Below are 12820 nucleotides of genomic sequence, written 5' to 3'. Positions count from 1 at the left end.
CTGGCTCCCCGCCTTCGCGGGGATGACGAGAGAGGCGCGTGGATGATGGGGAGATGTCACTCCCGCGCAGGCGGGAGTCCATGGGTATCTGCAGATCGGGCGCCGTGGTTTGGGCCGGTGCCCCTTGCCCTGGCTCCCCGCCTTCGCGGGGATGACGGGGGAGGCGCGGGGATGACGGGGGAGGCGCGGGGATGACGGGGAAGCGTCAGGGCGGGGACTGCCGCGCTTATTCGCCGCCGGGCTTTTTGCGCCGCATGGGGGCCATGCCGTCGTCGGAGCCCAGGCCCGGCCCGGTGAAGCGCTCGGCCCGGCTGTGCGCCGGCTTGGCGGGCTTTTTCACCGGCGCGCGCTGGGGCTTGCCCTTGGCGGCTGGCTTGGGCCCGGCCTTGATGAGGGGCTTGGCCGCCTTGGGCCTGATGCCCTTGAACTTGCCTTCCAGCCCTTCGATGCTGGCAAAGGCGATGTCCTGCTGCAAAAAGCGCTCAATTCGCTTGAAGGCGTCCCAGTCCTTGGGGCCCACCAGCGAGACCGCCATGCCGCTGGCGCCGGCGCGGCCGGTGCGGCCGATGCGGTGCACGTATTCCTCCGCCTGCCGGGGCAGGTCGAAGTTCACCACCAGCGACACCTGCAGCAGGTCCAGCCCGCGCGAGGCCAGGTCGGTGGTGATCAGCAGCCGCTGCTGGCCCCGGCCGAAGGCGTCCATGATCCGGTTGCGCTCGGCCTGGCTCATGTCGCCGTGCAGGGCGGCGGCAGTCTGCCCCTGCTCCTGCAACAGGGCCGCCAGCCGCTCGGTGTCGGCGCGGGTGGCGGTGAAGACGATGGCCTGCTGGTAGTCCTCGTGGCCGAGCAGGTGCAACAGCTGCGCCTGCTTGTGATCCAGGTGGTCGCACAGCAAAAAGCGCTGCGCTATGTCCTGGTGCTCGGCGTTGGCGGCGCCCACGGCCACCCGCTTGGGTGCCTTGAGCAGGCGTGCAGCCATGTCGTCCGCCTCGGCGTGATCCAGGGTGGCGGAAAACATCAGAGTCTGGCGGCGGCGGTGGTCGGCGGCCTGGTGGATCTGCTCCAGCTGGGGCGCGAAGCCCAGATCCAGCATGCGGTCGGCTTCGTCCAGGATCAGCAGCTCCAGGCCGTTCAGCTGCAGCGAACGGGCTTCCAGGTGGTTGGCCAACCGGCCCGGGGTGGCCACGATCACGTCCGGCGACTTGCGCAGCGCCTTGAGCTGATCGTTGAAGTTTTCGCCGCCCAACAGCAGGGCGATGTTGAGCCCGCTGCCGCCGGTGAGCGAGCGCAACTGGCCGAACACCTGCTTGGCCAGCTCCCGGGTGGGAGCCAGGATCAGGGCGCGCGGATCCCGCTTGCTCAGCGCCTTGGTCTTCAGCAGCCGGTGCAGGGCCGGCAGCAGAAAGGCCAGGGTCTTGCCGGAGCCGGTCTGGGACGAGGCCATCAGATCATGGCCGGCCAGCACCACCGGAATGGCCTTTTCCTGGATCTCGGTGGGGGTATCGAAGCCCAGGTGGCCGAGGGCCCTGATAAGACGGGAGTCCAGTCCAAAATCGTTGAAATGCGGGGATTGTTGCGCCAAGTCACTGCTCCGGGAGTAGGGGAAGTCGGCCGGCCCGGACCGGGCCACCGTGGAAAAAGGGGCATATTGTAGCGAAACCCGGGGCGGATGTAATGTTCCGGCGTGATGCGGGACAATATCGGCCGGAACCGGGTGTGAGTCCATGGGTGTCTGCCGACCCGGCGCCGTGGTTCGGGCTAGTGCACCCCGTCCTGGATCCCCGCCTTCGCGGGGATGACGGGGATGACGGGGGAGGCGCGGGGATGACGGGGAGGGCGGGCATGACGGGCAGGCGTCGCTCCCGCGTAGGCGGGAGCCCATGACTAAAAGACCCGATAGTGAATCTCAACGAGTCGTCGCTCCCGCGCAGGCGGGAGTCCATGGCTGTCTGCCGACCCGGCACCTCGAATTCGGCGGGGCTTTTGGCTAACATCTGGGTCATTGTGCGCCAAGGAGGGCTGGATATGCCCATGCCGTTTGAGCCCCAGTCAGGCAACGGCCTGACCCGGGAACTGATTGAAGTGCTGTTTCCCATGTTCGAGCAGGCCAGCGCCGGCGCCATTGCCGTGGACCGGGAAGGGCGCATCAGCTGGATCAACGCCCGCTACGCCAACCTGCTCGGCATTGCCGACGCCCACACCGTCATCGGCCGGCCGGTGCGCGCGGTGATCCCCCACAGCCGCATGCCGGAAGTGGTGGAAACCGGTCGGCCGCTGTTGCTCGACATCATGGAATACCAGAGCCAGCAACTGGTGGTGACCCGGCTGCCGTTCTTCGACGAGCAGGGGCGGGTGAGCGGCGCCGTGGCCTTTGTGCTGTACGACGATCTGCAGCCGCTCACGCCCCTGGTCAGCAAATACCGCCGCCTGCACCAGGATCTGCTGGCGGCCAAGCGCGCCCTGGCCAAGCGCCGCCGCGGCACCCGCTACCAGCTGGGCGACTTTGTCGGGGCCAGCCCGGCGGCGCTGGAGGTCAAGCGCCGGGCCCGGCTGGCGGCGGGGCGCGACATCCCGGTGCTGCTGCTGGGCGAAACCGGCACCGGCAAGGAGGTGCTGGCCCAGGCCATCCATTCGCTCTCGGCCCGGGCCGAGGGGCCCTTCGTGGGGGTGAACCTGGCCGCGATTCCGGAAAACCTGCTCGAGGCCGAGTTTTTCGGGGTGGCGCCGGGGGCCTATACCGGTGCCGAGCGGCGCACGCGCGAGGGCAAGTTCCAGCTGGCCCACGGCGGCACCCTGTTCCTGGACGAGGTGGGCGACATGCCCCAGGGGCTGCAGGCCAAGCTGCTGCGGGCCCTGCAGGAGCGGGAGATAGAGCCGCTGGGCTCCAACCAGGTGGTGCCGGTGGACGTGCGGGTACTGGCCGCCACCAGCCGGGATCTGGCCGCCATGGTGGCCGAGGGCAGCTTTCGTTCCGATCTCTACTACCGGCTGAACGTGCTGGAGATCCCCATTCCGCCGCTGCGCGCGCGGCTGGCGGATCTGGGGATTTTGTGCGAGGCCCTGCTGGAAGACATCTGCCTCGGCCAGGAGCGGGTCGAGATCACCGGCGCGGCGGTGGCCGAGCTGGGCCGCCACCCCTGGCCGGGCAATATCCGCGAGCTGCGCAACGTGCTGGAGCGGGCCTTCACCATGAGCGAGGGCGCCGAGGTGCTGGAGGTGGATACCCTGCGCCGGGTGCTGCCGGCGCCGGTCCTGCCCGCACCACCGCATACGGAGCAAGCCGGCGCCAAACCCGGCGCGGCGGAGCCCGAACCCAGGCCCCTGGCCGAGGTGCTGGCGCGCGCCGAGGCCGAGGCCATTCACGCCGCCCTGGCCCGCTGCGGCGGCAACCGCAGCCAGGCGGCCCGGCTGCTGGGGGTGTCCCGCTCCGTGTTCTACGAAAAGCTGGCCCGCCATTCCTGAATTCCGGACAGCTGTCCGGTTTTCAGGACGCTTCAAATGACCCTTCTCTTCCCGCCTGTCCTGATTTCAGGACGGGTTGGCCGTTCCGCCGCGCACGCATTTCTGTAAACCATTGTTTCACATAAAATTTACATATCTGGCACATTTCATGTATTTAATGGGATGAACGTCATCATGCCCGGTTGAGTCACCGCCGGGCCCAAGGATTGAACCAAGCAGAAGGAATAATCCATGTCGATCAAGAACACGTTGTCCCGCTTTACCCAGGGTATGGCCGCCGCCGCGCTGTGCGCCGGAGTGATCAGTGCCCCGGCCGCCGCCGTGGAAAAGGTGCGCTGGCAGGTGCCGCTGGCCTTTCCTTCCCACCTGGTGGGGCTGACCACGCCGGTCAAACACCTGTCCGAGTCGCTGGCGGCCATTTCGGACGGCGAGGTGCAGCTGCGTTACTACGAGCCGGGCGAACTGGTACCGCCCTTCGAGATCATGGACGCGGTGGGCTCGGGCAAGTACCCGGCGGGCTACACCTGGGTCGGCTACGACCAGGGCACCATCGCCGCCCTGCCGCTCTATTCGGGCGCGCCCTTCAACATGGAGCCGCCGGCCTACCTGGCCTGGTATTACGAAGGCGACGGCAAGGCCCTGCTGGAGGAGATCTACGCCGAGCGCAACATCCACCCCATGCTGTGCAGCATCATCGGGCCGGAAGGGGCCGGCTGGTTCAAGCAGCAGATCGCGAGCCTGGAGGACTTCCAGGATCTGCGCATCCGCTTCGCCGGCATCGGCGGCAAGGTGCTGGAACGGCTGGGCGCCTCGGTCACCATGGTGCCGGGGGCGGAGATCTTCCAGTCGCTGGAGCGCAACACCATCGACGCCACCGAGTTCTCCCAGCCGGCCATCGACAAGATGCTGGGCCTGGATCAGATAGTGAAAAACTACATCATGCCCGGTTGGCACCAGACCCTGACCACCTCGCACCTGCTGGTCAACAAGGACGTCTGGAACGGCCTCGAGCCCCAGACCCGGGCGCTGATCGAGATGGGCTGCGAGTCGGCCACCCTCAAGGGCTTCGCCCAGAGCGAGTGGGCCCAGCCCACGGCGCTGCGCGACTACGAGAAGGAAGGGGTCAGGGCCCAGGTGCTGCCCGAGCCGGTGCTGCGCGAGCTGGAAAAGGTCACCGCCCAGGTGATGAACGACATCGCCGCCGAGGACGAGATGTTCAACCGGGTGCTGACCAGCCAGCGCAATTTCATGAAACACCACGCCATCTGGCACGGCAAGGGCTACCTGCCGCGCGACTTCTACCAGTACGACTGAGGCTCTTACACGGCGGGCACCATGGTGCCCGCCTCATCCAGCTGACAAACCGTTGCCTTTGTCTGTTGTCACTCCCGCGAAGGCGGGAGTCCAGTGCCATGTTTCATGGATCTCCGCCTTCGCGGAGATGACGATGGTCAAATAACGGTGGTAAAGAAAAATATTTGGCGAAAAAACAGAAAAGAGACTTTGTCAACAAACTGCGGCGGGCGCGGCGGTGCCCGCCCCATCCTTACCTGTGAACGAGGTAGCTATGTCTCAACCCAATGAATCCGGCACCGAGCTGCCCAGCAACCGGATCTCGTGCCGGCTCGACGCCCTGGTGGCGGCCGTGGGCCGGCTCAGCTCCTGGCTCTGGCTGGCGGTGCTGGCGGTGGTACTGGCCAACGTGTTCAGCCGCTTCGTGCTGTCGGCGGGCTCCATCGCTTTGGAGGAGCTGTCCTGGCACCTGTTCGGCATCGCCATGATGCTGACCCTGGGGTTTGCGGTGGTGCGCGACGACCACGTGCGGGTGGACGTGCTGCGGGAGAAGTTTTCCCTGCGCACCCGCGCCATCATCGAGCTGGCGGGCATCGCGCTGCTGGCGCTGCCGGTCATCCTGCTGATGATCGAGGTGCTCATTCCCTACGCCTACAAGGCCTTTGTCTACGGCGAGCGCTCCCAGGCGCCGAGCGGCCTGCCCTATCGCTTTATCTTCAAGAGCGCCCTGCCGCTGGGCCTGATGCTGGTGGCCATCGCCCTGTTTTCCCGCGGGCTGCGCTGCATGACGCTGCTGTTCGCCTTTCCCCGGGCCAGCACGGACGCGCCGGCCCCGCGCCGGGGCGGGGCCCTGCTGCCGGACATGGAGAAATAACGCATGGAACTGGAAACCTTACTGGTCATCGCCATGTTCGGCGCCTTTATGGTGCTGTTGCTGCTGGGCTTTCCGGTGGCCTGGGTGCTGGCGGGCACCGGCTTGCTGTTCGCCCTGCTGGGCTGGGTGCTGGTGGAGCAGTTCGACGCCAACCTCTGGTTTACCTGGAACGGCACCATGGGGGTGCTGGACGCCCGCATCTTCGGCATCGTGGCCAACGAGCTGATGGTGGCGCTGCCGCTGTTCATCTTCATGGGCATCATGCTCGACCGCTCCGGCATCGCCGAGCGGCTGATGCACAGCCTGGTGCGGGTGCTGGGGCCGCTGCGCGGCGGCTACGCGGTGACCGTGGTGATAGTGGGGGTGCTGCTGGCGGCCTCCACCGGCATCGTCGGCGCCTCCGTGGTGCTGCTCGGCATGCTGTCGCTCGGGCCCATGATGCAGGCCAACTACAACAAGAGCCTGGCGGTGGGCACCGCCTGCTCGGTGGGCACCCTCGGCATACTGGTGCCGCCCAGCATCATGCTGGTGCTGATGGCGGACCGGCTGGGCACGCCCTCGGCGTCGGTGGGCAAGCTGTTTATGGGCGCGCTCATCCCCGGGCTGATGCTGGGGATCATGTACGTGCTCTACATAGTGCTGCTGGCCTGGTTCGACAAGGAGGCGGCGCCGGCGCCCGAACGGGGCGAGCGCATGGACCTTGGCGCCTGGTGGGACGTGGTGTGCGCCGTGGTGCCGCCGCTGGTGCTGATCGTGGCGGTGCTGGGCTCCATCTTCCTCGGCATCGCCACCACCACCGAGGCCTCGGCGGTGGGGGCGGCCGGCGCCCTGCTGATGGCCCGGCTGAGCCGGCGGCTGAACATGGAGGTGCTGAAAGAGTCCCTGTACCAGACCAGCCGCACCACCGCCTTTATCTTCGGCATCTTTATCGGCGCCACCGTCTTTGCCGCCGTGCTGCGCGGCCTGGGCGGCGACGACGTCATCCGCCAGGCCATTACCGGGCTGCCGTTCGGCACCACCGGCATACTGCTGACCATCCTCTTCATCACCTTTTTGCTGGGCTTCTTCCTCGACTGGGTGGAGATCACCCTGATCATCCTGCCGCTGGTGGCGCCGGTGGTATTCTCGCTGGGGGTGGAGCCGGTGTGGTTTGCGGTGCTGTTCGCGCTCTGCCTGCAAACCTCCTTCCTGACCCCGCCGGTGGGCTTTGCGCTGTTCTACATCAAGGGGGTGTGCCCGCCGGGCATCAGCACCCGCCATATCTACTGGGGCGTGCTGCCCTTCATCTGCCTGCAATTGCTGGGGCTGGCGCTGGTGTTCTGGTTCGAGCCGCTGGCGACCTGGCTGCCCGAGCGTATCTACGGCGGCCGTTGAATCACGGAAGTGGTGCTTAACAAGGAGAAACAACCATGCGTCTTGACAACAAAGTGGCGCTGATCACCGGCGCCGGCCAGGGCATAGGGCGGGCCATCGCCGAGCACTATGCCCGGGAGGGGGCCCGGGTGGCGGTGGCCGATCTGGAGCTGGGCCGGGCCGAGCAGGTGGCCCTGGCCATCGTCGCGGCGGGCGGCAACGCCATCGCCTTAGGCATGGACGTGACCGACGAGCAGGCGGTGGAGCAGGGCGTGGCCCGGCTGGTGCGCCACTGGGGCCGGCTGGACATCGCCCTGGCCAACGCCGGCATCCAGCACATAGAGCCGCTGCACCGGCTCTCCTACGCGGACTGGAGCCGGGTGCTGAAGGTGCACCTGGACGGCGCCTTCCTGGTGACCCGGGCCGCCCTGCAACAGATGTACGCCAACGGCGGCGGCACCATGCTGTACATGGGCTCGGTGCACTCGCTCGAAGCCTCGCCGCTCAAGGCGCCCTACGTGGCGGCCAAGCACGGCATGCTCGGCCTGTGCCGGGCGGTGGCCAGGGAAGGTGCCGAGCACGGGGTGCGCAGCAACATCATCTGCCCGGGCTTCGTGCGCACGCCGCTGGTGGAGCGCCAGATCCCCGAGCAGGCCCGGGAGCTGGGCCTGAGCGAGGAAGAAGTGGTGCGCGCGGTGATGCTGAAAAACACGGTGGACGGCGAATTCACCACCCTGGAAGACGTGGCCGAGCTGGCGGTGCATTTGGCGGCCTTTCCCTCGGCGGCGCTCACCGGCCAGTCGGTGGTGGTCAGCCACGGCTGGCACATGCAATAGGAGGCGACCCCATGCAACAGCACGACATTCTCTGGACCCCGAGCCCCGCCCTGCGCGAACGCAGCCAGCTGGCCCGTTACCTGGCCTGGCTCGAAGAACGGGGCTTGGGTTCCTTCGCCGACTACCAGGCCCTGCATCGCTGGTCGATCACCGAACTCGAGGTCTTCTGGCAGTCGGTGTGGGACTTCTGCGGCTTGCGCTGCGCGGTGCCCGCCGAGCGGGTGCTGGGCCGGCGGGAGATGCCGGGCGCCGAGTGGTTTCCCGGCATGCGGCTGAACTTCGCCGCCAACCTGCTGCGCTTTGGCGAGGGCGAGGGGGCGAGCCGGGAGGCGGTGGTCTGCCACAGTGAAACCGGCCCGGTGGCCCGCTACAGCTACGGCCGGTTGCGCCGGGACGTGGGCGCCCTGGAGGCCTTTTTCCGCAGCCGGGGCATCGGTTGCGGCGACCGGGTGGCGGGGGTGGTGAGCAACGGCTACGAGGCGCTGGTGGCCATGCTGGCGGCCACCAGCATGGGGGCGGTGTGGAGCTCGGCCTCGCCCGACTTCGGCGCCGGCGCCATCCTGGACCGCTTCGGCCAGATAGCCCCCTCGGCGCTGGTGCTGGTCAACGGCTACGGCTATGGCGGCAAGCGCTTCGACCGGCGCGGAGAGTTCTCAGAGGTGGTGTCGGCCCTGCCCGGGCTGCGCTGCGTGGTCAGCATCCGCCAGTTGCCGGAGCTGGGCGATATCGAGGCCGAAGGGGTGACCGGCTGGGACCGTGCCCTGGCCTCGGGGGAGGGGAGCGCGCCTTCCTTCACCCCGCTGCCGGCGGATCACCCGGTGTACATCCTCTATTCCTCCGGCACCACCGGCAAGCCCAAGTGCATCGTGCACGGGGCCGCCGGCATCCTGGTCAACCACGCCAAGGAGCTGATCCTGCACGGCGACCTGGCCTGCGGCGACCGCTTCATGTACTTCACCACCTGCGGCTGGATGATGTGGAACTGGCAGGCCTCGGCCCTGCTCGCCGGGGCGACGGTGATCACGGTGGACGGCTCGCCCGGCCACCCGAGCCTGCACCGGTTGTGGGAACTGGCGGAGCAGGAGCGGGTGACCCACCTGGGCACCAGCGCGCGCTTTATCGCCGGCTGCCGCAAGGAGGGGCTGGCGCCGGGCCAACGCTTCGGGCTGGAGCGGCTGCGGCTCTTGTTCTCCACCGGCTCGCCCCTGCTGCCGGAAGACTACGACTGGGTCTACCGGGCCCTGCCCGGCCAGCTGCTGCTGGGTTCCATCGCCGGCGGTACCGATATCTGCGGCTGCTTCGTGGGCGCCTGCCCGCTGCTGCCGGTGCGCCGGGGCGAGATCCAGTGCCGCCTGCTGGGGGTGGATGCGGTGGCCATGGACGAGCGGGGCGAGGTGACGGACGGGCGCGGCGAGCTGGTGTGCCGCCAGCCGCTGCCGTCCATGCCGGTGGCCTTCTGGCAGGACGACGACGGCCAACGCTACCGGGCCGCCTATTTCGAGACCTTCGCCGGGGTCTGGGCCCACGGCGACTTCGTGGCCTTTACCGAGTCGGGCGGCGCCGTGATCTACGGCCGCTCCGACGCCACCCTCAACCCGGGCGGGGTGCGCATCGGCACCGCCGAGATCTACCGGCAGGTGGAGCAGGAGCCCATGGTGCGCGACTGCCTGGTGGTGGGCCGGCAGGTGGACGGCGACGTGGAGGTGGTGCTGCTGGTGGTGCCCGCGGATGCCGGCGGACTGGACGAGGAACGGCGCCAGGCCCTGTGCCGGCGCATCCGCACCGGCGCCAGCCCGCGCCATGTGCCGCGGCACATCATCGCCGTGCCGGACATTCCCTATACCCGCAGCGGCAAGAAGGTGGAGCTGGCGGTGGCCCGGCTGCTGAACGGCGCCGCCCGCGCCGACAACCACGACGCCCTGGCCAATCCCCGGGCGCTGGAGCAGATCCGCGACTGCCTGGCGCAGGCCGGCCTGCTCCCCGCAGCGGGCTGAGCCGCGGACTTACCTCGTCACTCCCGCGCAGGCGGGAGTCCATGCGGGTCTGCAGACCCGGCGCCGTGGTCCTGGCCGGTGCATCCTGCCCTGGATGCCCGCCTTCGCGGGCATGACGGAATTGGTGTCACTCCCGTGTCTTATGCCGTCACTCCCGCGCAGGCGGGAGTCCATGCGGGTCTGCAGACCCGGCGCCGTGGTCCTGGCCGGTGCACCCTGCCCTGGATGCCCGCCTTCGCGGGCATGACGGAATTGGTGTCACTCCCGTGTCTTATGCCGTCACTCCCGCGCAGGCGGGAGTCCATGCGGGTCTGCAGACCCGGCGCCGTGGTCCTGGCCGGTGCACCCTGCCCTGGATGCCCGCCTTTGCGGGCATGACGGAATTGGTGTCACTCCCGTGTCTTACTCCGTCACTCCCGCGCAGGCGGGAGTCCAGTCGTGTCTGCAACTTCGTGCACCCGCTACAACCGGTGCAGGGCATTCCTGAGGTAATCCAGCAGCATGCGGCTGGCGGCGTTCAGCTCGTTGCCGTTGTAGCAAAAGCCCACCGACACGCTGCCGAGGGCCGGGCAGGGGGCATATTCGGGGGAATGTTCCAGATCGTCCGGCACCGTGCTCTTGGCCAGCACGCTGATGCCGAGCCCCGCCTTGATGGCGGCGTGGATGCCGAGCAGGCTGGAGGTGCTGTACACGATGCGCCAGGGCAGGTTGGCCTGGGTGAGGGCGTTGATGATCGACTTGCGGTACAGGCAGCCCTTGGGGTAGAGGATGAGCGGCAGCGGCGCCCCCGGCTCCAGCATCAGGTTGCTGCTGCGCACCCACACCAGGGGATCGAGGATAAAGTTGGTCAGGCGCGGATGGGGCTGGTTGCTTTCCTCGATGGCCATCACCAGATCGTAGGCGCCCTTCTTGTAGTCGTGCAGCAGGTTGGCGCTGATGTCGCTGCTCACGTCCAGGGTGACATTGGGATAGGACTGGGAAAAACGCCCCAGGGTGGTGGCGAGGAAGGACACCTCGAAGTCGTTGGGAATGCCCAGCCGTACCGCGCCGCTTACCTGGGGCGAGCCCAGGCGGGAGACGAGGGCGTCGTTCAGCTCCAGCATCTTGCGGGCACAGCTCATCAGCATCTGCCCTTCCTCGGTGAGCTGCAAGCCCTGGCCGCGGTCGAACAGCTTCACGCCCAGCAGCTCCTCCAGCCGCTTCACCTGCAGGCTCACCGCCGGCTGGGAGCGGCCCAGTACTTCCCCCGCCTGGGTAAAGCCCCCCAACTGGTTGATGGTGACAAAGGTACGCAGCAAATCCGTGGGCAGGTTCTTCATCCTGGATGCTCAATATTTCCAAAGTTAATGACGCTGTTATTGTCATTAACTTCGGCAATGAAAGCCAGCGCCGAGGTGCAGATCTGCCGGGCAGGTCCACGGGCGGCGTCAGCCGCCCGCGGCTGGATGATAAGGTGCATCACCTGCTTTTCCGCCAGATAGTTCCCGTTATCACCGCTGTTTAACTGCCGTCATTCCCGTCGTTTCACCCTGGTCATCTCCGTCGTTTCACTCCGGTCATCTCCGCGAAGGCGGAGATCCATGACCGTTTGCACCGGACTTCCGCCTTGGGGAATGACTACAGAGAACGACGAGGGTTTGCCAGCGGGGCGCCGGTGGCGTTAGCCCGTTCTTCCCTGCGCAGTTGCCGGTACAGGGCCCAGCCCGCGACCAGGCCGCACAGTGCCAGGCCGTACCAGATGGCGGCGGGCGGGGTCGCCGCCGCCTCGCCCAGCAGGGCGCCGATCAGCACGTTGCCGAGCAGGGCCACGCAACCGCCCAGGCTGGCGTAAAAGCCGTAATAGCCGCCCAGCGCCCGGTCGCCGGCGTAGTGGGGCAGGTGGGCGGCAAAGAGCGGAAAACAGAGGATGGAGCCCAGCGACAGGCAGGCCGCCTGCATCAGGCTGGCGGCCACCGGCCAGGGCTGCAGCCAGGGCAGGGCGAGGTAGCTCGCCCCCATCAGCCCCAGGCCCAGCCCCATGCCCCGGGCCACGCCCAGGCGGCGCTGCACCAGCTGGCTGGCGGGCAGCTGCAGCAGCACGCCGATGATGGCGGTGAGGGTGAAGACGCCGCCGAGCAGCCCGGTGGCCTGTTGCTGGCTGTTGATGTAGGCGGGCACGGCCAGGTACAGCTGGTGGAACAGCAGCTGGTAGGCGGCGGCCATCAGGGTAAAGCGCAGGAAGGGGCCGTTGCCGATCAAGTCCCGCCATTGTTCGCCCCAGGAGGGCGGCCGCTCCCGCACATGGCGGGGGCTGGGGGGCAGCAGCCGCCACTGCAGGGCGGTCAGCAGCAGGAAGATGCCGCCGGACACCAGGCCGGTCACCATAAAGTCGATGTCGGTGAGCAGCATGCCGGCCAGGGGGCCCAGCAGCAGCCCGAGCTGGCTGGCCAGGTTGTGCAGGGCAAAGGCCTGCTGGCGCTGGCGGCCGTCCAGGCATTCCGACGCCAGGTAGGCCTGGGCGCAGGGGGTGAAGAGGGCACCGGCAAAGCCGGTGAGAAAGGCGGCCAGCAGCAGCAGCGGCAGATCCCCGGCCCAGCCGAGCAGGGCAAAGCCCAGGCTGCGGACCAGGCAGCCCAGCACGATGGCGGGCCGGTAACCCAGCCGGTCGCCCAGGGCGCCGCCCAGCAGGAACAGGCCCTGCTGGCTGAACACGCGCATGCCCATCACCAGGCCGCTGGCCCAGCCGGTCAGCCCCAGGGTGCCGCCCAGGTGAAAGGCCAGGTAGGGCAGGGTCATGTAGAAGGCGAGGTTGAAGAACAGGCCGTTGCACACCAGCAGGCGGGCCGCCGGGCTCAGCATCCGCCAGCTCTGGCGGTAGTGGGTCGTGGTCACGTTATGGTCCGTGAGGTGCCGATCGGGCACCGATCAGTTAAAAACAAGCGGCGCGCGGCCAAACCGCCGTCCGTGGTCGGGCGGTCCACCGAAGTGGACCCTACGGCTCAAACCGCCGTCCGTCAAGGGTCGAATTT

The 12820-nt window shown here is 67.9% G+C and carries 10 protein-coding genes; 7 read left to right on the top strand and 3 right to left on the bottom strand.

Going from position 1 to position 12820, the window contains the following annotated elements; all coding sequences use genetic code 11:
* Positions 1-226 precede the first annotated feature (226 nt).
* Positions 227-1582 (bottom strand): DEAD/DEAH box helicase, encoded by a 1356-nt coding sequence (locus ACT7DK_RS12440; RefSeq protein WP_445399589.1) that lies wholly within the window; start codon positions 1580-1582, stop codon positions 227-229.
* 443 nt (positions 1583-2025) lie between these two features.
* Here ACT7DK_RS12440 and ACT7DK_RS12435 point away from each other — a divergent pair, with 443 nt between their 5' ends.
* The 6 genes from ACT7DK_RS12435 to ACT7DK_RS12410 all read left to right on the top strand — a co-directional run bounded on the left by ACT7DK_RS12435 (position 2026) and on the right by ACT7DK_RS12410 (position 9812).
* A complete protein-coding gene (locus ACT7DK_RS12435; protein WP_445399587.1) occupies positions 2026-3462 on the top strand; it encodes a sigma-54 interaction domain-containing protein in 1437 nt (478 codons plus the stop codon).
* A 231-nt stretch (positions 3463-3693) separates the two neighbouring features.
* Positions 3694-4776 carry a TRAP transporter substrate-binding protein gene (locus tag ACT7DK_RS12430; protein ID WP_445399585.1) on the top strand — a complete coding sequence of 361 codons (1083 nt, stop codon included), beginning with the start codon at positions 3694-3696 and terminating at the stop codon, positions 4774-4776.
* A 253-nt stretch (positions 4777-5029) separates the two neighbouring features.
* The gene (locus ACT7DK_RS12425) at positions 5030-5629 is read left to right on the top strand and encodes a TRAP transporter small permease subunit (RefSeq protein WP_445399583.1); all 600 of its coding nucleotides are present in this window, start codon (positions 5030-5032) and stop codon (positions 5627-5629) included.
* A 3-nt stretch (positions 5630-5632) separates the two neighbouring features.
* Complete coding sequence (locus tag ACT7DK_RS12420) at positions 5633-7003, top strand: TRAP transporter large permease (RefSeq protein WP_445399581.1); 1371 nt, start codon at positions 5633-5635, stop codon at positions 7001-7003.
* Between the two features lie 35 nt (positions 7004-7038).
* Entirely contained in the window at positions 7039-7818 is a 780-nt protein-coding gene (locus ACT7DK_RS12415) for a 3-hydroxybutyrate dehydrogenase (protein ID WP_445399579.1), read from the top strand.
* A gap of 11 nt (positions 7819-7829) precedes the next feature.
* Positions 7830-9812, top strand: coding sequence for an acetoacetate--CoA ligase (locus ACT7DK_RS12410; protein WP_445399577.1), 1983 nt, complete (start codon positions 7830-7832; stop codon positions 9810-9812).
* Positions 9813-10273: 461 nt separating this feature from the next.
* Here ACT7DK_RS12410 and ACT7DK_RS12405 read toward each other — a convergent pair whose 3' ends face one another.
* Positions 10274-11131 (bottom strand): LysR substrate-binding domain-containing protein, encoded by an 858-nt coding sequence (locus tag ACT7DK_RS12405; RefSeq protein WP_445399575.1) that lies wholly within the window; start codon positions 11129-11131, stop codon positions 10274-10276.
* A 5-nt stretch (positions 11132-11136) separates the two neighbouring features.
* Here ACT7DK_RS12405 and ACT7DK_RS12400 point away from each other — a divergent pair, with 5 nt between their 5' ends.
* Positions 11137-11316, top strand: a complete 180-nt coding sequence (locus ACT7DK_RS12400; protein WP_445399573.1) for a hypothetical protein — start codon at positions 11137-11139, stop codon at positions 11314-11316.
* Positions 11317-11429: 113 nt separating this feature from the next.
* Here ACT7DK_RS12400 and ACT7DK_RS12395 read toward each other — a convergent pair whose 3' ends face one another.
* On the bottom strand, positions 11430-12683 hold the full coding sequence (locus tag ACT7DK_RS12395) for an MFS transporter (protein WP_445399571.1): 1254 nt from the start codon (positions 12681-12683) through the stop codon (positions 11430-11432).
* Positions 12684-12820 lie beyond the last annotated feature (137 nt).

The organism is Zobellella sp. An-6, assembly GCF_052487945.1.
Note: the sequence above shows the minus strand (reverse complement) of the source record. Positions and strands in the feature narration are given on the sequence as shown.